The 20,084-nt window shown below is 37.6% G+C and carries 12 protein-coding genes; 11 read left to right on the top strand and 1 reads right to left on the bottom strand.

The annotated features are described in order from the left end of the window. Window position 1 precedes the first annotated feature (1 nt). The 10 genes from PBT91_RS12140 to fucP are packed head-to-tail and all read left to right on the top strand — an operon-like array spanning window position 2 to window position 16,666. On the top strand, window positions 2-1,576 hold the full coding sequence (locus tag PBT91_RS12140; RefSeq protein WP_270058731.1) for an MGH1-like glycoside hydrolase domain-containing protein: 1,575 nt from the start codon (window positions 2-4) through the stop codon (window positions 1,574-1,576). 13 nt (window positions 1,577-1,589) lie between these two features. Beyond that, on the top strand, window positions 1,590-4,334 hold the full coding sequence (locus PBT91_RS12135; RefSeq protein ID WP_270058730.1) for an alpha-L-rhamnosidase: 2,745 nt from the start codon (window positions 1,590-1,592) through the stop codon (window positions 4,332-4,334). A 21-nt stretch (window positions 4,335-4,355) separates the two neighbouring features. Beyond that, on the top strand, window positions 4,356-6,305 hold the full coding sequence (locus tag PBT91_RS12130; RefSeq protein WP_270058729.1) for an exo-alpha-sialidase: 1,950 nt from the start codon (window positions 4,356-4,358) through the stop codon (window positions 6,303-6,305). A gap of 30 nt (window positions 6,306-6,335) precedes the next feature. Then, window positions 6,336-9,881 (top strand): malectin domain-containing carbohydrate-binding protein, encoded by a 3,546-nt coding sequence (locus PBT91_RS12125; protein ID WP_270058728.1) that lies wholly within the window; start codon window positions 6,336-6,338, stop codon window positions 9,879-9,881. 22 nt (window positions 9,882-9,903) lie between these two features. After that, window positions 9,904-12,357, top strand: coding sequence for a beta-galactosidase GalB (galB, locus tag PBT91_RS12120; RefSeq protein WP_270058727.1), 2,454 nt, complete (start codon window positions 9,904-9,906; stop codon window positions 12,355-12,357). An 11-nt stretch (window positions 12,358-12,368) separates the two neighbouring features. Next, window positions 12,369-13,379: a zinc-binding alcohol dehydrogenase family protein gene (locus tag PBT91_RS12115; RefSeq protein ID WP_270058726.1), complete on the top strand. Its 1,011-nt coding sequence runs from the start codon at window positions 12,369-12,371 to the stop codon at window positions 13,377-13,379. Window positions 13,380-13,386: 7 nt separating this feature from the next. After that, the gene (locus PBT91_RS12110; RefSeq protein ID WP_270058725.1) at window positions 13,387-13,734 is read left to right on the top strand and encodes an L-rhamnose mutarotase; all 348 of its coding nucleotides are present in this window, start codon (window positions 13,387-13,389) and stop codon (window positions 13,732-13,734) included. 3 nt (window positions 13,735-13,737) lie between these two features. Further along, a complete protein-coding gene (locus PBT91_RS12105; protein WP_270058724.1) occupies window positions 13,738-14,565 on the top strand; it encodes an amidohydrolase family protein in 828 nt (275 codons plus the stop codon). 2 nt (window positions 14,566-14,567) lie between these two features. Further along, window positions 14,568-15,356, top strand: coding sequence for an SDR family oxidoreductase (locus PBT91_RS12100; protein WP_270058723.1), 789 nt, complete (start codon window positions 14,568-14,570; stop codon window positions 15,354-15,356). Window positions 15,357-15,361: 5 nt separating this feature from the next. Continuing rightward, a complete protein-coding gene (fucP, locus tag PBT91_RS12095) occupies window positions 15,362-16,666 on the top strand; it encodes an L-fucose:H+ symporter permease (protein ID WP_270058722.1) in 1,305 nt (434 codons plus the stop codon). Here fucP and PBT91_RS12090 read toward each other — a convergent pair. After that, the gene (locus tag PBT91_RS12090; protein WP_270058721.1) at window positions 16,663-17,712 is read right to left on the bottom strand and encodes a GntR family transcriptional regulator; all 1,050 of its coding nucleotides are present in this window, start codon (window positions 17,710-17,712) and stop codon (window positions 16,663-16,665) included. The genes fucP and PBT91_RS12090 overlap by 4 nt on opposite strands. A 146-nt stretch (window positions 17,713-17,858) precedes the next feature. Between PBT91_RS12090 and PBT91_RS12085 the strand changes: the two genes are divergently transcribed. Beyond that, window positions 17,859-19,955, top strand: a complete 2,097-nt coding sequence (locus PBT91_RS12085; protein ID WP_270058720.1) for a bifunctional aldolase/short-chain dehydrogenase — start codon at window positions 17,859-17,861, stop codon at window positions 19,953-19,955. The last annotated feature ends 129 nt before the right edge of the window (window positions 19,956-20,084 follow it).

Raw genomic sequence — 20,084 nt, 5'->3', positions numbered from 1 at the left:
TATGAATCTGAATTATCTAAAAATATATATACTCACTGCCATTTTTACCATGCAAGTTTCCTGCAATTCTCAAAATGGAAATGATGATGTAGAAGGAAAATCTTCAAAAGCATTTATTCTAAAAGCTGAGAATTTTAAGGAATATGCTGATAAATTCAACAGTATGGAGGGTGAAAATATCGTCCAGGCCATTTCAAACGACAGTTCGTGGAATTGGATGCAGGAAAATATTCCGCTGTTTGAAACTTCACAAAAGAGCTTCGAGGAAATGTTCTATTATCGTTGGTGGACGGCCAGGAAGCATATTAAAGAAACCCCTGAAGGCTACGCGATCACCGAATTCCTTGTGGAGCGCTCTTATTCGGATAAATGGAATTTAATAAGCTGTGCGTTGAGTCATCACATTCATGAATTCAGATGGTTACATAATCGAGATTATATTGATGAGAATGTGCATGTATGGTTTCGTGGAAATGATGGTGAAAACATGGAAAAATTGCGATCCTTCAGCAGTTGGACGGCAGAAAGTCTTTACGATAAATACCTGGTAGACCAGAATAAGGATTATTTGATGGATATGTTTCCAGATCTGGTAGAAGAATATGAAGCCTGGGAAGGAGATCGAAGAAGGGAAGACGGGCTTTTCTGGCAATATGACGTTAAAGACGGAATGGAAGAATCATTAAGTGGTGGCCGGCATATTAAAAATGCTCGTCCAACCATCAATAGCTATATGTACGGTAATGCAAAGGCACTCTCGGAAATGGCTCGTATGAATGGTGATAAAGAACTCGCACAACGTTTCGATAAAAAAGCAGATACGTTGAAAAAGCTGGTAGAGGAAAAATTGTGGAATCCAAAAGATCAATTTTTTGAAACATTTACTGAAAGTGATACCTGTGCCAACGTGCGTGAAGCAATAGGTTACATACCATGGTATTTCAATCTTCCTGATGAGAATGCAGAATACAACGAAGCCTGGAAACAGGTAAAGAATGAAGAAGGATTTCTGGCGCCTTTCGGGTTGACCACCGCAGAACAAAGGAGTCCGCGATTTAGAACCCACGGTACCGGGACTTGTGAATGGGATGGAGCGGTCTGGCCTTTCGCCACTTCACAAACAATGACTGCGCTGGCAAATTTCATGAACAATTACAATCAGGACATTATTCAGAAAGAGGATTATTATCAGTTAATGGACTTATATGTGGAATCTCAATATTATCGTGGCCGGCCTTATATTGGTGAATATCTTGATGAATCTACCGGTTACTGGCTAATGGGCGATCGGGAAAGAAGCCGTTATTATAATCATTCTACGTTCAACGACTTGCTCATTACCGGGTTAGTTGGTTTGCGTCCCCGTGCAGATGATAAAATTGAAGTAAATCCGCTAATTACGGAAGACCAGTGGGAGTATTTCTGCCTGGATAATGTGTTATACCATGGTGATATTCTTACCATTTTGTGGGATAAAACCGGGGAGCGATACAACAAAGGAAAAGGCTTTAAGATTTTCAGAAACGGAAATGAGATAGCTTCCGCGGACGGTCTAGAACGAATAGTTTCAGAATAAAAGGAGAGAGACCATGAAAAGGATTTTAACACTAATAACAGTTATTTTAAGTTCAGGATTCGTTTTCGCACAAAGCGGAATAAATCTGCAGGAACTGGAATGCGAAATGCTCGAAAACCCTTTGGGAATTGATGTAGTCCAACCACGGCTTAGCTGGAAAATTGAAACCGAAAAATCGCAGGTAATGCAGGAAGCTTATCACATCATGGTGGCCTCCAGCAGAGAAAAATTGCAAAATGATGAAGCAGATCTTTGGAATTCGGGAAAGGTGAACAGCGATCAATCCATCAATGTTAAATATAATGGCAAAGAGCTGGACAGTAAAGACAAAGCTTTCTGGAAAGTAAAGATATGGACCAATAAAGGTGAGTCTGATTGGAGTGAAACGAATTATTGGAGCATGGGTATCTTAACTTATGCCGAATGGAAATCTACACGCTGGATTGGTTACAATCAGCTTTTTCCGGGAGATAGCGTAGGCCAGTTTTCCAGACTATCCGCAAGATATGTGAGGAAGAATATTGAACTTGAAAAACCGGTAAAAGAGGCCAAAATATACCTGATGGGAATGGGACTTTATGAGCTATACATCAACGGTAATCAAATTGGAGACCAGGTATTGGCTCCTGTTCCTACTGATTATACCAAAAATGTAAAATACAATGTCTTTGATGTGACTAAAGAACTTTCCGAAGGTCAAAATGTCATAGGAACTATCCTGGGGAACGGTCGATACTTTGCGATGCGGCAGGAATATAAGCCATATAAAATAAAGAATTTCGGTTTTCCGAAGATGGCATTACAACTAGTCGTGGAGTATGAAGATGGTACTTCTGAAACTATAAAAACCGATGAAAGCTGGAAGTTTACCGCAAACGGTCCAATTCGCGCCAATAATGAATATGATGGAGAAACCTACGACGCGCGTATGGAAATTCCTGATTGGAATACGGTTGGGTTTGACGATTCAGACTGGATGAATTTAATGTGGGTTCAGGAGCCAGGTGGGTTTTACGAAGGCCAGATGACTCCAAATATGAAAGTAAAAGACACCGTGATGCCGATTTCTGTAAAACAGAAAGATGACAGCTACATACTCGATATGGGACAAAACATGGTAGGCTGGTTACAGATAAAAGTGAATGGTGAACGTGGTGATACCATAAAAATGAAGTTTGCTGAATCTCTTAAAGAAGATGGCTCTTTGTATACGGCAAATCTTCGGGATGCAAAAGTAACCGATCGCTATATTTTAAAAGGGGAAAGAACCGAAACTTGGGAGCCAAAATTTGTTTATCATGGTTTTCGTTTTGTAAAAATCACCGGATTAAAGTCCAAGCCCAAAATTGAAAATTTCATAGGTAAGGTTGTATATGATGATATGAAAACGGTGGGTGCATTTGAATCTTCTAATCCAGTAATGAACCAAGTTTACAAAAATGCTTATTGGGGAATTCGCGGAAATTATAAAGGTATGCCAATTGATTGCCCACAGCGGAATGAGCGACAGCCCTGGTTGGGTGATCGAACTACCGGAGCTTACGGTGAAAGTTTTCTATTTGACCACCAGACCCTTTATTCAAAATGGCTGGACGATATTAAGTATTCACAAACCTTAGATGGTGGTATTCCCGATGTGGCTCCGGCATTTTGGAGATATTACGGTGATGGCGTAACCTGGCAGGGAACGTATATTACCGTGGCCGATATGCTATATAGGCAGTATGATGATCTTTCTGGAATCGAAAAGCATTATCCATATATAAAAAAATGGATAAAGTATATGGAGGCTAATTACCTTAAGGATGACTTAATGACTAAAGATAAATATGGTGATTGGTGTGTTCCTCCAGAATCTCTGGAGATCATTCGCGCAAAAGATCCAGAACTGCTAACCGATGGCGATGTGCTCTCTAGTGCTTTTTACTTTTACCTGCTGAATTTGATGGAGAAATTTGCAGGACTTATCGATGCTGATAAACAAGATATTGCTTACTACCAGGATCTATCAGAAAGAGTAAAAAAAGCATTTAATGAAAAATACCTGGATAAATCAAAATTGGTTTATGCTAATAATACAGTGACCGCCAATGTGCTTCCATTGGCTTTTGGGATGGTTCCAAAAGAGCATGAGCAGCAGGTTTTCGAAAATATGACTCACGAAATCGAAGTGAATAAAGACAGTCATATAAGTACAGGAGTAGTGGGAACTCAGTTTTTAATGCGCACGCTTACCGAATTTGGTAGACCAGATCTGGCATTTACATTAGCGAGTAATAACACCTATCCAAGTTGGGGGTATATGGCTGAAAATGGTGCAACAACCATTTGGGAACTATGGAATGGTAATACCGCCGATCCAGAAATGAATTCTCAGAACCACGTAATGTTGCTTGGTGACCTTATGATCTGGTATTATGAAGATATGGCCGGAATAAAATCTGATCCCGAAAATGCAGGTTTTAAAAAGATATTAATGGAACCACATTTTGATGCCGGTTTGGATTATGTTGATGCCTCTTACGATTCCAGTTACGGTGAAATAAAAAGCCACTGGAAAAAAAGTGGAAAAAAACTGAATTGGGAAATTACCATTCCACCGAATACTTCCGCAAAAATTAAAGTTCCTGCTTCAAAAATATCCAATGTAAAGCTTAATAATAAGCAACTTGAAAGTTTGGCCGAAAACGTTTCGACACACGAAGAACACGTTATTTTTGAACTATTATCAGGCGAATATACGATCAAGATTAACTAAAAGAATTTCAGTAAAAAAGATATGAGAACTTACCAATTATTGATAACCGTATTAATAGTAATTCTTGCTGTTTCCTGTCAGGATCAGGAAAAAGGGAAGGATATGGCAAAAAATGAAAAAATTGAGCTAGAAGATAAAACCTGGAAAGAAGGAATAGTTTCCGAAGAATATATTTATAAAACAGCGCCTTATCTATCTGCCCATGCAGCCACGATTGAAGAAACTACATCAGGGGATCTTATCGCGGCCTGGTTTGGTGGTACTCACGAGCGTAATCCAGACGTAGGAATATGGGTAAGTAAGCGTACAGATAATGGTTGGACCGAAGGTGTTGAGGTAGCTAATGGAGTGATTAATGATACGTTGAGATATCCTAGCTGGAACCCTGTTTTGTACCAGGTGCCAGATGGAGATCTATTGTTGTTTTATAAAGTAGGACCACACCCATCCTCCTGGTGGGGAATGCTGAAAAGATCATCAGATGGTGGAGAAACATGGTCTGAAGCCGAAGAATTACCTGAAGGTTATTTAGGCCCGATCAAAAACAAGCCGGTTTTAGCGAAAAATGGCAAATTAATTCTGCCATCAAGTGTGGAAGGTAATGGATGGAATTTAAAAATGGAATCTACTTCAGATTTTGGTAAAACCTGGTATACAACAGATACCATCCCTAACGGTAAAAAAGATATTCAAGCAATACAACCAAGTATATTAGTTCACGAAGACGGAAAATTACAGGCAATAGGACGAACCAAAAATAGAGCTCTGTTTACCACTTGGTCTGAAGATAACGGTGAAAGCTGGTCTGAGGTAGATTTGCTTTCTGTTCCCAACAATAATTCAGGAACAGATGCGGTCACCATGAAAAATGGAAAACATGCTTTAATATATAATCATGTTCTTCCAGACGGTGATAATTATAAAGGGAAGCGTTCCCCGCTAAATTTAGCAATTTCAGAAGATGGGATTAACTGGGAAGCAGCCTTGGTTTTGGAAGATTCTAAAATTAGTCAGTATTCCTATCCTGCCATTATCCAGGGTTCAGATGGGATGCTTCATGCCGTTTATACCTGGAGAAGGCAACGTATTAAATATGTGAAAATTGATCCTAAAAAACTGGTGACTTTTCCTATTGAAAATGGGCAATGGCCTGGCCCGGTCGCAGAACGTTATAAAATTGGGGTTTCAGACTGGATGATTTTGAAAAGACAAAAACTAAGCGCTTTTGAACTGGCACAGGAAATTGGTGCTGATGGGATTGAGCTGGATATGGGTAGCCTGGGTAATCGGGATACGTTTGAGAGCAAATTGAGTGATCCTGAAGAGCGAGAAAAATTCTTGAATACATCTGATTCTACCGGGGTAGAAATTGCCGCAATTGCTATGTCTGGATTTTACGCGCAGTCTTTCGCCGAACGTCCTACCGTGAAGCAAATGGTAGGAGATTGCATGGAAACCATGAAAAACATGAATGTTCCAGTGGCTTATTTACCGCTTGGAGTTACAAACAATTTGAATAAACATCCAGAGCTGCGTCCAGAAATCGTGAAACGTTTGCGCTGGGCAGCAGAACAGGTGAATGATATTGATGGCGTGATAGCCATTGAAACTTCTTTAAAAGCTTCAGAAGAAAAAAAGCTGTTGGAAGAGATTGGAAATCATAATATTAAAGTATCATTCAATTTTGCCAAGGCTGTAGAAAATGGTTGGGATATTTCTGAAGAATTAAAAACACTGGGGAGAGACAATATTGCACAAATTCACGCTTCCACAACAGACGGGGAATGGCTGGAAAATAACAATCAGTTGGATATTCCGAAGATTAAAGAAACCCTCGATAACATGTATTGGAAAGGCTGGCTTATCGTGGAGCGTTCCCGGGATACCTCTATGGTTCATAATGTTAAAGCCAATTATGGAGCGAATGTGAAATATTTAAAGAAGATTTTTCAGGGTAACGATGCAGAATAGCAATTATGGTTGCTGAATTTGAGTGATTTTATGACAAAAAGACTATTTATAGTAAGTTTTATAGTTCTTTCGGTTTTTTCCTGCAAAACCGGCGATCAGAATTTGAACGCCGCTGATGATAATAGAAAGGAATTTACCGAATTCTCTAGAAGCATTATCTCATTAAACGAAAATTGGAGAACAATCCGCGAAGATTCAGATTTACTAAAGGATACTATAAATATTGAAAAATCAAATTTTGATGATTCCTCCTGGGAGCCGATTACTGTTCCTCACAATTGGGATCAGTATTACGGGTATCGCCGCATGAAACATGGCAACTTGCATGGAAATGCCTGGTATCGTAAAGAATTAAAATTAGATCCTAAGCTTAAGGGTAAACGTCATTTTCTATTTTTTGAAGGGGTTGGTTCTTATGCGACGGTGTGGGTAAACGGAAAAAAGGTAGGAAGTCATAAAGGAGGACGAACCACATTCACACTGGATATTACAGATGCTATAGATTTTGAACGACAAAATACCATCACCGTAAAAGCAGAACATCCGCCATTTATAGCCGATTTACCCTGGGTTTGTGGAGGCTGTTCGGGCGAATGGGGATTTTCTGAAGGCTCACAGCCACTGGGAATTTTTAGGCCGGTTTCTTTAATTGTTACCAACGATATTAAAATTGAGCCTTTTGGTGTTCATATCTGGAATGATAAGAATATTTCTAAAGAAAGTGCTCAACTATATGTAGAAACTGAACTTAAAAATTATGGAGAAAAGATTAATGAGAGTATTGAAATAGAAAATCAACTTCAAGATCATAATGGCAAAATTGTCGCCAAAGCTACAAAACTTGTTTCCTTAAATAAGCAAGATACGAAAAGGTTTAAGCAGCAACTTCCGGTTATACAAAACCCAGATCTTTGGTCTCCGGAAAATCCTTATCTCTATAATTTAATAACAATAATTAAGCAGAATAAACAAATTGTAGATCGGTTAGAAACTCCTTATGGAATACGATGGATTAGTTATCCTCAAAACCGGAATGATGGTGATATGCGTTTTCACCTTAACGGAAAACCTTATTTCATTAATGGTACCTGCGAGTATGAGCATAACATGGGGCGCAGTCATTCCTTTACTGAAGAAATGATTGGCGCCAGGGTTAGCCAGATGATCTCCGGCGGATTTAATGCTTTTCGGGAGGCGCACCAGCCACATAATTTAAGATATCAGGAACACTGGGACAAGGAAGGGATTTTATTCTGGAGCCAGTTTTCAGCTCATATCTGGTATGATGCACCGGAATTTAAAGAAAACTTTAAGCGGTTATTACGGGAGTGGATTAAAGAACGCAGAAATAGTCCATCGATTATTATGTGGGGACTTCAGAATGAAAGTACGATTCCGAAGGAATTTGCTGAAGAATGCACGGCGATAATCAGGGAAATGGATCCTACTTCTTCCGAGCAACGCCTGGTAACCACCTGTAACGGTGGTGAGGGAACCGATTGGAATGTGATCCAAAACTGGTCAGGAACCTATGGAGGCGATCCTTTTAATTATGCTAACGAGTTGAAAAAAGATCTGTTAAATGGCGAATATGGAGCCTGGAGAACGACTGATTTGCATACCGAAGGTCCATTCGATCAGGATGGCGAATACAGTGAAAATAGGTTTTCCCAGCTTATGGAGATAAAAATGCACGAGGCTGAAGAAGTTCGTGATAGTGTGGTTGGACAGTACAGTTGGTTATTTGCTTCTCATGAAAATCCCGGAAGAATCCAAAATGGGGAAGCTTTTAGAGATATCGACAGAGTAGGACCAGTTAATTATAAAGGTTTCTTTACCGTTTGGAGTGAACCAGTTGATACTTATTACATGTATCGCGGAAATTATGCTCCGAAGGAAACCGAGCCCATGGTATATATCGTGTCACATTCCTGGCCAGATCGATGGAAGGAAGCCGGTAAAAAGGATGGCATCGTGGTATACTCCAATTGTGATGAGGTCGAATTATTCAATGATGTTACCGGTAAATCTTTAGGCAAAAGAAAAAATCCGGGAGTGGGAAAACATTTTCAATGGGACGATGTGGATATTCATTATAATATTTTGAAGGCCAGAGGTTTTGTGAATGGAAAAGAAGTCGCAACCGATGTTATTGTTCTGAATAATTTACCCGAATCACCAAATTTTCGACAGTTATATAGCGGAAAGGAAGTTCTAGAACCTGCAGAAGGTAATTATGTGTACCGGGTAAATGCCGGGGGACCAGAGTTTACCGATAGTTTTGGAAATACCTGGATGGCCGATGTTCACAAAACCGAAAATAAAAGCTGGGGTTCGAAATCATGGACAGATGATTTTGAAGATCTACCCGCTTTTTATGCGAGTCAGCGTAGAACCTGGGATCCTATTTCCAATACTAAAAACTGGGAGTTGTTTCAAACCTTTCGTTTTGGAATGGATAAACTGAAATATGAATTTCCTATTGAGAATGGCAATTATGAAGTTGATTTATATTTTATCGAACCCTGGTATGGTACAGGAGGTGGACTAAATTGTACAAACTGGCGTAATTTTGATGTAGCTATAAATGACAATACCGTTTTAAAAGGTTTAGATATCTGGAAAGAAGCGGGTCATGATTCGGCTCTTAAAAAAACAGTATCGGCTACTGTTAAAAATGGAGAGATGGTTATTTCTTTTCCAAAAGTAACTTCTGGGCAGGCTGTGATTTCAGCGATAGCTATTAGAGGAGAGGAGCAAACTCCGGCAAAACCCTCAGCCGGTAATTTTCAGAATATTACTTCAGAAAACGCTCAAAAGAAAACCTGGATGGATATTGGGCAAAAACAATACACCGACTCAGATACGGAGTGGACAGAATTGCCATATCAGTTTTTTGGAGCCGAATGGATAAGTTTTTCTTCTGAAAACTCAAATCTTTCAGGATTTTTCGAACTTAAAGAAACTTCAAGTGTTTATGTATTAAGTGATACTGATACCTTGGATAAGCCAAGCTGGATGCAAAGTTTCACGAAGATTGGAGGCAAAGCAAAAAACTCAGATGGAAAGAATTTTCATGTTTATTTAGATACTATTTATAAAAAACAAACTTTCAATTTTGGGAAAGAAGATATTTCCGATTTTTCAATAGTTGCGGTTCCGATCTATAAAATGGGTGAAGGGGAAGAATCTCGCCCTTCAGTTAAATTTGAAGCCGAAGCCGCATTATTTTCAGGAGACAGCATTAAAAATTTTAAAGACAGTGATTATGTAGATTTCGGAAATAAAAGTCCGGCAAGTATTGAATGGAAAGTAAGTACCGGCCTAGCTGGAATTCATTTGATGCGTTTCCGGTACATGAACGTAAGCGATAAGCCTATTGATGTAAAGTTTGAAATTATAGCTCCTAACGGAGCCATAGTTAGAAACGACCAGATCACATTTCCAATACGTGACGAAAAATGGAAAATCTTGAATACCACGACCGGAGGATATATAAATGCAGGAACCTATACGATTAGAATTTCTGCAGAGAGTTTGAAAGGTTTGTGGTTGGAGTCGTTTGAATTTCAATAATTGAGATTATTCAAAAATAAAAATGATACAATATTTTAAAAATATTCAATTGAAAGAAGCAATTTTTTGTTTTATACTCCTTTGCTTTTTCTCAGCCTGTGAAGAAGAGCGAGAGATGAATGAAGGAGAAGGTAGAATTGTTCAAAATTTTAATGCCGACTGGAATTTTCAATTAGGAGAGCATCCGGAAGCAAAGAATGATACTATAGACTTAGCTGATTGGAGAAAACTGGATGTGCCCCATGATTGGAGCATAGAAGGAGAATTTAGCGAAGAGCATCCTACTAAGCCTGAAGGCGGCGCATTGCCGGCAGGCATAGGTTGGTATCGGAAAACTTTTGAGGTTCCAGAAAGCTGGAATAATCGAAATGTTTTTATCTCTTTTGATGGAGTTTACAGAAACAGTGAAATTTGGATTAATGGAAAATATCTAGGAAAACGACCTTTTGGATACATATCGTTTCAATACGAACTTACACCATATTTGAAATTCGGCGAATCCAATGCAATTGCTGTAAAAGTAGATAATTCTGCGCAACCAAATTCTCGTTGGTATACTGGTTCCGGAATTTATAGAAATGTACATTTGGTTGCAAAATCCAATGTTCATATTGATCACTGGGGAACATCTGTAAGTACACCATTTGTTTCTAAAGATTCTGCTAAAGTTAGTTTTAAGGTAACCATTAAAAATAATCTGGATTCTCTAAAAAAAATACAACTAAAAAATGTTGTAGTAGATCAGTCTGGAAAAACAATTGCATCAGAGGAAGTAAACCTTCAACTTTCAGCTACAGATTCGATAAATGTTGGGCAGAACTTTACTATATCAAATCCAAAATTATGGAGTACAGAAAGTCCATATTTGTATAGTATTGAAACTTCTATATATCAGGATAGAAAGTTATTGGACAATGTCAAAACTCCTTTAGGAATTCGAAAATTTCATTTCGATTCTGAAAAAGGATTTTTCTTGAATGGTAAGCACACGAAGATTAAAGGAGTTTGTCTCCATCATGATAATGGAGCGCTTGGTGCTGCTATAAATGTTTATGCGCTAGAAAGAAAACTGAAACTTCTCAAGAAAATGGGAACGAATGCTATTCGAATGGCGCATAATCCGCCGTCACCAGAGATGCTCGAACTTAGTGATAAAATGGGGTTCATCGTTCAGGATGAAGCTTTTGATGTTTGGAAAAAAGGAAAAATAAAAGAAGACTATCAAACTATTTGGGATAAATGGTATGAAAAAGATTTAAAAGCAATGCTGTATCGTGATAGAAATCATCCTTCAGTGATGATGTGGAGTATTGGTAATGAAATACGAGAGCAATTTGATAGCACTGGTGTACATATTACTAAAGAATTAGTAGCTATTGTAAAGTCAGTTGATACCACACGACCTGTTACTTCTGCATTAACAGAGAATATTCCAGAGAAAAATTTTGTTTGGCAATCTGGAGCGCTTGATTTACTCGGGTTTAATTATAAACATGAAGCTTATGAAGATTTACCAAATCGGTTTCCCAATCAAAAATTTATTTCTTCAGAGAGTGTTTCCGGTTTAATGACAAGAGGAAGCTATGATATGCCATCAGGTGAACGTCGAAACTGGCCACCCGCACATGGTGAAGATTTTGATGGCAACGATGATTATACCGTTTCTGCTTACGATCAGGTTTCAGCCTATTGGGGTTCAACGCATGAAGAAACCTGGAAAACTGTTAAAAAACTGGATCATATGGCGGGAATGTTTGTGTGGACTGGTTTTGATTATCTGGGCGAACCCATTCCTTATCCTTATCCGGCAAGGAGCTCATATTTCGGGATGATAGATTTGGCCGGATTTCCCAAAGATGTTTACTACATGTATCAAAGCGAATGGACATATAAAGATGTCCTGCATATTTTTCCGCATTGGAATTGGAAAAAAGGCGAAACTATAGATGTTTGGGCGTATTATAATAATGCTGATGAAGTAGAACTCTTTCTAAATGGAAGATCACTTGGTATTAAATCAAAGATTGGGGATGACTTGCATGTCGCATGGAGCGTAGAATATGAACCGGGGAACTTAAAAGCAATTTCTAGAAAAGACGGTGAGGTAGTTTTAGAGAAGACAATTGAAACGGCAGAGGAACCTGCACAAATAGAATTAAAACCAGATAAAAACGAAATGAAATCAGATAAGAACGATCTTGTTTTTGTTACGGTAAATATTCTGGATAAAGCAGGAGTTCTTGCACCCAAAGCAAATAACCTTGTGAAATTTGAAGTTTCCGGAGGAGGCAAAATAGTTGGAGTAGACAATGGATATCAAGCCAGTTTAGAATCTTTTAAAGCGAAACAGCGAAAAGCATTTAACGGAAAATGTTTGGTGATTATTCAGTCTAACGGAAAAAAGGAATTAGTCAAATTAACTGCGCGATCAGAGGGATTAAACTCAACTAGTATTAACATCCAGATAAAGGACTAAAAAGATTGTAAATGAAATATATAGTTTGCGAGGAGCCAAATAATTTTCAGCTAAAAGAAAAGGAAGCACCGAAGAAAAAAGAAGGAGAAGCTTTATTAAAAATTCATCGAGTGGGAATTTGTGGTACCGATTTACATGCCTTTGCAGGTAATCAAGCGTTTTTCAAATATCCTAGAATTTTGGGGCATGAATTAGCTGCAGAAATACTAGAAATTGGTGATAATGAGCAGGATTTGAAAGAAGGAGACCGTGTAATTATTATGCCTTATGTGAGCTGCGGAAAATGCATTGCCTGCAGGAATGGTAAAACTAATTGTTGTGCAAACATTCAGGTGCTCGGTGTACATACAAATGGAGGGATGCAGGAAATTATTTCAGTTAGCAATGATCTATTAATTTCAGCACACGGTCTCGATTTTAATGAGATGGCTATCGTCGAACCACTGGCTATTGGAGCACATGCTATTAGAAGAGCAGCGGTTAAACCCAGAGAAGTCATTGTAGTGATTGGATGCGGGCCTATAGGAATTGGGCTTATGAAATTGGCTCAAATTGTTGGTGCGGAAGTGATTGCGCTAGATGTAAATAATGACCGACTCGAATATGTGAAAAAAGATATTGGTGTTCAGCATGCTTTTAATGTAATGGAAAATCCTGTAGAAAAAATTGCTGAAATAACAAAAGGGGACCTTGCAAGCGCTGTTTTCGACGCAACAGGAAACAAAAGAGCTTTAGAATCGGGAGTAGATTATATGTCTCATGGAGGTCGATTTGTATTAGTTGGTCTATCAAAAGGAGAACTAACCTACGAACATCCAAAAATTCATGCTAAGGAAACTACGCTATTGTGCAGTCGTAATGCAACGCTAGAAGATTTTCAGTTCGTAATTAATCATTTAAAGAAGTTTCCAACTAAATCTTTTGTGACCCATCAGGTAAAATATACTGAAATGATAGAGAATTTTAACTCTTGGTTAAATCCTGAAGCCGGTGTTATTAAAGCGATGGTGGAATTTAACTAAGTATAAAATGAAAAGATATTGTCTCACATGTGATCTAAAAGATAATAAGGAATTGATCAAAAAATACAAATTTCATCATGAGAAAAACAATGTGTGGCCGGATGTAATTGAAAGCATTAAAAATCCTGGAATTCTGAATATGCAGATTTTTTTGATTCATACTCGCTTATTTATGATTATCGATGCCGAAGATTGTTTTAGTATGAAAAAAAAGGAACAAATGGATGCTGAAAATATTAAAGTCCAGGAGTGGGAAGATTTGATGAAAACTTTCCAGAAAATACCTGATTTTTCGAAAAATGGTGAAAAATGGGTTTTAATGGATAAAATTTTTGATCTCGATGAATATAAGTAATTTATGATAATTGATACACATCAGCATTTTTGGAAATATAATGCACAAACGCACGGATGGATTGATGATAAAATGAAACGCATCCGGAAAGATTTTTTACCTGAAGATTTAGAACCACTCCTCAAAGAGAATGGAGTGGAAGGCTGTATTGCTGTGCAAGCAGATCAAACCGAAACAGAAAATGATTTTCTATTACAGCTTTCTGAAGAGAATGATTTTATTAAAGGAATTATAGGTTGGGTTAATTTCCGTGCAAATAACATCGAGGATAGACTTGCATATTATGCAGCTTCTCAAAAAATCAAAGGTTTTCGCCATGTAGTACAAGCTGAGGCGGATCCTAATTTTTTACTTCGGAAGGAATTCTGCAACGGGATAGCAAAGCTGGAAAAATATGGATTTATTTATGAAATATTAGTATTTCCGCATCAATTAGGAGCTGTTTTAGAATTTGTTCGAAAATTTCCGAATCAAAAATTTGTTATCGATCATATTGGCAAACCCTATATCGAAGATGGTTATATTTATGGGTGGATGACTATGATAAAGGAAATAGCAAATTTCGAGAATGTTTATTGCAAACTTTCCGGAATGATCACTGAAGCAGACTATGTTGGCTGGTCCTATAAACAGTTAGAACCGTATATAGAAGTTATTTTAAACGTTTTTGGAGCCAAACGTTTAATGTTTGGATCAGATTGGCCAGTTTGTCTTGTAGCAGGTGAATATCTTGAGATAATGAATATTGCTGAAAAAGCAGTTTCAAGATTAGGTGAAAATGAGAAAGCAGCTTTTTGGGGAGAAAATGCTGTGAAATTTTATAATCTATAATTATGGAATTAAAACTAAAAAATAAAATAGTATTGGTAACTGGTGGAGCTGGTATAGAAGGAAGTATCGGGCATACTATAATTTTCACCTTAGCAAAAGAGGGAGCTATTCCAATAATTTTGGACAGGAATATGCGCGGAATGGAATATGAAAAGAAATTGCAGCAATCAATACCTAAAGCAAGATTTTTTCAAACTGACTTGTCTAAACCAGAAGAAATTAAATCTTCAGTAGAGAAGGTTACTGAAGAATTTTCAGGAATCGACGTGATTATTAATAATGTAGGTGTGAATGATGGTGCTTCATTGGAATCCAGTATAGAGGAGTTTATGAATTCAATACATTTAAATCTTTTAAGTTATTACGCCACTGTAAAATTTGCCTTGCCGTTATTAAAGAAAAATAAAGGTAACATCCTTAATATAGGTTCCAAAGTGGCTGTAACTGGGCAGGGAGGGACTTCTGGGTACGCGGCTTCTAAAGGAGGCGTATTAGCTCTTACCAGAGAATGGGCCGTAGATTTAATTCAGTACCAAATTAGGTGTAATGCATTAATTATAGCAGAAAGCATGACCCCAGCATATCAGAACTGGTTAGATACTCTTAAGGATGGAACTCAGAAAAGAAAATCTATCGAAGAAAAAATACCATTTGGAAACCGAATGACTACACCACAGGAAATTGCTGATATGGCTATGTTCATTATTTCAGAAAAATCCAGTCATACAACCGGTCAGTTTATTTACGTAGATGGAGGATATGTTCATCTAGATCGTGCATTATTAAAATAATTATTATGAATCAGGCACCTGTTGTTTCTAAAAAAGTATTACTTCCATTTATATTGGTTACTTCATTGTTTGCATTATGGGGTTTCGCAAACGATATAACTAATCCCATGGTTTCTGCATTTAAAAAAGTGCTAGAACTCGACAATTTTAGAGCCTCTTTAGTGCAATTGGCATTTTATGGGGGCTATTTCACTATGGCTTTACCTGCAGCGATCTTTGTCAATCGCTACTCTTATAAGAAAGGAGTTTTACTCGGTTTGGCGCTCTATGCGGTGGGAGCTTTATTATTTTATCCGGCTGCGGCATATGAGCAGTTTTACTTTTTCTTGGCTGCCTTATATATTTTGACATTTGGACTAGCGTTCTTAGAAACAACAGCCAATCCATATATCCTAGCAATGGGCGATCCCAAAACTGCTACAAGACGTTTGAATCTTGCGCAATCTTTTAATCCAATGGGAGCATTGGCGGGTTTGATTGTGGCTCAAAATTATATTCTGGCGGCTTTAAAAAGTGATGATATTACGGAAAATGGAGACTTACTTTATGAAACCCTTGGGGTGGCAGAAAGAAACAATATACGTACAGAAGATTTGGCAGTAATTCGAGATCCTTATGTAATATTGGGACTGGTAGTCATTGCATTTTTTTTAATAATTCTCTTTACTAAAATGCCACAAAATAAAAATCAGGAAGCTAAGTCGAATATTCAACAATCTATTAGAAGGTTATTTAAGAATGGAAAATTTACGTGGGGAGTAATAGCACAAATGTTCTATGTAGGAGCACAGATAATGGTTTGGACATATTTGTACCAATACGCAGAATCTATAGGGATAAGTAATACCTTAGCTGTCAATTATGGTATTGCTGCGCTTGTACTCTTTCTTTTAGGTCGCTGGATTGGAACGGCGATGATGAAGTTTGTGGATTCTGGCAAATTATTAATGTGCTTTGCCATAGGCGCTTCATTATGTACTATTATTACTATTTATTCAAATGGAATTATAGGCTTATATTCTCTAGTAGGAATATCATTATTTATGTCAATAATGTTTCCAACAATATATGGTGTAGCATTGGAAGGTTTGGATCAAGATGCTAAATTTGGAGCTGCATTTTTGGTCATGGCGATAGTGGGAGGCGCCTTGATGCCAGCTCTCCAAGGATTAATTTTGGACATTGGAGGAACCGGTTATTCAGATGTCCTAATATTGGGTGTGCCGGAAGTCAATTTCTCTTTTATACTTCCGTTAATTTGTTTTTTAGTAGTATGCTTTTATGGTAGAATGGTAATTAAAACTAGCTAGACCGAATTGCGCTCGATATATTTGAATACATTTTTGACTTTTTCTTTTTTATTTTTAAGTACCATATAAGCAGCAGATTCGCCCATGGCTTTAAAGTCTGTGCTAATTACAGTAATACCCAGTAATTCTTTTAAAGGAGTGTCATTATAAGATATAACACCAATATCTTTTCCTAGTTTTAAATTTTTTTCTCGAATTTGTTTTACCAGATTCACTAAATCACTTTCTTCAATAGTAATATAAACATCTAGTTTTTGTAGTTCCATATCATCATAGATCTCATCGAGAATTTCAAAATCAAAATTATTTTCGATGCAAAACTGTCTAAATCCATGCATTATTCTTTTTGGATAGGGGAAAACTGATTTTTGTGGGTAAACCAATATTAATTTATCATATTTTTTAAGTTTTTGTAAGCCTTCTTTTAGGGCTTCATAAATATCACTTCTAAAATCTTGATAAACACTACCATAAATTCCTTTTATGTTTGGTTTTCCATTATCTAGCAGTATCAATTTGTCCTTAGGAATATTTTCTAATGTAGTTATAATTTCTGGAGTGTAACTTGCATGATTTAGGTTATTATCTTTAAAATGTGGCATTATTACATAATAATCAAATGCATTTATATTTTTTTCTATTGCTTTTACAAATAGAGACTCCTCACAATGATAAATATAAAGATTAACGTGCCCGTTAACTCCTAGAGCATTTACAAAAGAATTATAAATACGCATCTTGTAAGAGCTTGGTTTATTAACCAAAAAAAACACGTTTACCTTAGAAATCAAATCATTTTTAGCGATGTAGTATCCCTTTCCTTTTACTGATATTATAATTTGCTGTTTTTTTAGTAGTCTATAAGCCTTTTCAACGGTATCTCTCGATAGATAACAACTTTCACTTAGCTCATTTATAGAAGGGATTTTTTGATCAACCTTTAAATTTCCTCTAGAAATATCATTAATAATTGAATCAACTATCTGCTTATATTTTGGTATTCGGGAATTTTCTTTTATTTTAACATCAATCGTTTTCGTTGACATATAATTTTGGTTAGGGTTGTTGATGTAAATGTAAATAATTTTAGATTATTTATTTAAATCTTTAGTACTTAAGATAGCAGGGAACTACAGGATAGGCTTGGATGTTTATTAACATAAATTTGAGATAAACACATAATGATTAAATCATGCAAAAAACTTTTCAGTACGTAGACTATCTCTGGGATGAAGCCAAGGCAGCCGAATTGGGTGACGATCAGGTAGCTTTATTTTTATACCGGTCTAATATATTAGGAACCGATCTAAGAATCACTAATTATGGTGGCGGCAATACCAGTTGCAAAACCATCGAAAAAGATCCACTTACCAATGAAGATGTCGAGGTGATGTGGGTTAAAGGCTCTGGTGGTGATATTGGTACGCTTACCCGAAAAGGAATTGCCGGTTTATATACGGAACGCCTTAGAAACTTGAAAAATGTTTACGGTGGTTTAGAAGATGAAGACCGAATGGTAGGACTTTTTAATCACTGTATCTACGATCTGGATAGTAAAGCACCTTCCATCGATACACCCTTGCACGGTTTATTGCCTTTTAAACATATCGATCACCTACACCCCGATGCGCTTATCGCGGTTGCGGCTGCAAAAGATAGTGAACAGGTGACCAAAGAAATTTGGGGAGATACTATGGGTTGGGTACCCTGGCAGCGTCCTGGTTTCGATTTAGGGCTTCAGCTAGAAAAATGTTTGGAAGAAAATCCCGGAATTCGTGGAATCGTATTGGGTAGCCACGGTTTATTTACTTGGGGCGATACTTCTTACGATTGCTACATAAATAGTCTGGAGGTTATTGAAATGGCTTCTGAATATATTGAAAAGAAAATCAAAGAAAACGGAGAAGTTTTTGGCGGACAAAAACTAAAATCTTTACCTGCGGAAGAACGGAAAGAAAAGGCTGCCGAGTTAATGCCGTTACTACGCAGATTAGCTTCTTCAGAAAATCAAATGATTGGTCATTTTACTGATAGCGACACCGTTTTGCAATATATCAACAGTAACGATCTGGAGCGTTTGGCGCCTATGGGAACCTCTTGCCCCGATCATTTTCTGCGCACAAAAATTCAGCCGCTCATCCTAAGCTTAGATCCATCAGATGAGGTGACCGATACCGAAGCTACGCTGAAAAAATTAGAGCCTTCTTTTGAACAATATCGTGAAGAATACCGTCAATATTACGAAAATCATAAACACGCCAACAGTCCGGCAATGCGTGATCCTAATCCGGTGATTATCATTTATCCCGGCGTAGGAATGTTCAGTTTTGCCAAGAACAAGCAAACCACCCGTGTAGCTAGTGAATTTTATGTAAATGCCATCAACGTAATGCGTGGTGCTGAAGCGATTACTGAATATACTTCTTTACCAAGACAAGAGGCTTTTGATATCGAATATTGGTTGTTAGAAGAGGCTAAATTACAACGAATGCCTGCGGAAAAACCACTTTCACGTAAAGTAGCCGTTGTTACAGGTGCCGCCGGTGGAATTGGTAAAGCAATTGCCGATAAATTAATTCTCGAAGGAGCTAACGTAGTGCTCACCGATATTAGTCAGGAGAATTTAGAGGAAGCTTTATCGACTTACAAACGTGACGAAGCTGCGATTGCCATTTGCGATGTTACCAATGAAGATTCAATAGAAAAGGCCTACAAAGAAGCAAATCTTGCCTTTGGAGGGGTAGACATCGTGGTGCATTCAGCAGGATTAGCGATTTCAAAATCCTTACTGGACACAACACTGAAAGATTGGGAACTATTACAAAACGTATTGGTAAAAGGGCAATTCTTAATGGCGCAAAAAGGCTTTGAAATTATGCGCAAGCAAGGTTTAGGTGGCGATATCGTAAATATTGCCAGTAAAAACGGACTCGTTTCTGGACCTAACAATGTAGGCTACGGAACGGCAAAAGCGGCGCAACAACATATGACGCGCTTATTAGCTGCGGAATTAGGTGGCGATCATATTCGTGTGAATACCGTGAATCCAGATGGAGTAATCGTAGGTAGTAAAATATGGGAAGGCGATTGGGCTGAAGGTCGAGCAAAAGCTCACGGAATTAAAGTGGAAGATCTTCCGGCGCATTACGCTAAAAGAAATTTATTAAATGAAATTATCTTACCAGAGGATATCGCAAACGGCGTATTTGCCTGCGTAGGCGTCCTAGATAAAAGCACCGGAAACACCATTAATGTCGATGGCGGTATGGCGAATGCTTTTGTGAGATAAAGTTTAGATATGAGTAATTAGATTTTAGAGTCTAGATGTTAGAACTTAGAGAATAGACAAAAGAAGCAGGAAACAAGAAAGATTTAAAATGGCCTATCGAAAGCTTATCATAAAATTTGAAGTGAAAAT

This window comes from Zunongwangia sp. HGR-M22, from assembly GCF_027594425.1.
GTDB lineage: Bacteria > Bacteroidota > Bacteroidia > Flavobacteriales > Flavobacteriaceae > Zunongwangia.
This window is presented reverse-complemented; position numbering and strand designations above follow the sequence as displayed.

Coding starts and splice junctions, on each gene's coding strand:
- PBT91_RS12140 (WP_270058731.1), top strand. CDS start 2: ATGAATCTGAATTATCTAAAAATATATATACTCACTGCCATTTTTACC.
- PBT91_RS12135 (WP_270058730.1), top strand. CDS start 1,590: ATGAAAAGGATTTTAACACTAATAACAGTTATTTTAAGTTCAGGATTC.
- PBT91_RS12130 (WP_270058729.1), top strand. CDS start 4,356: ATGAGAACTTACCAATTATTGATAACCGTATTAATAGTAATTCTTGCT.
- PBT91_RS12125 (WP_270058728.1), top strand. CDS start 6,336: ATGACAAAAAGACTATTTATAGTAAGTTTTATAGTTCTTTCGGTTTTT.
- galB (WP_270058727.1), top strand. CDS start 9,904: ATGATACAATATTTTAAAAATATTCAATTGAAAGAAGCAATTTTTTGT.
- PBT91_RS12115 (WP_270058726.1), top strand. CDS start 12,369: ATGAAATATATAGTTTGCGAGGAGCCAAATAATTTTCAGCTAAAAGAA.
- PBT91_RS12110 (WP_270058725.1), top strand. CDS start 13,387: ATGAAAAGATATTGTCTCACATGTGATCTAAAAGATAATAAGGAATTG.
- PBT91_RS12105 (WP_270058724.1), top strand. CDS start 13,738: ATGATAATTGATACACATCAGCATTTTTGGAAATATAATGCACAAACG.
- PBT91_RS12100 (WP_270058723.1), top strand. CDS start 14,568: ATGGAATTAAAACTAAAAAATAAAATAGTATTGGTAACTGGTGGAGCT.
- fucP (WP_270058722.1), top strand. CDS start 15,362: ATGAATCAGGCACCTGTTGTTTCTAAAAAAGTATTACTTCCATTTATA.
- PBT91_RS12090 (WP_270058721.1), bottom strand. CDS start 17,712: ATGTCAACGAAAACGATTGATGTTAAAATAAAAGAAAATTCCCGAATA.
- PBT91_RS12085 (WP_270058720.1), top strand. CDS start 17,859: ATGCAAAAAACTTTTCAGTACGTAGACTATCTCTGGGATGAAGCCAAG.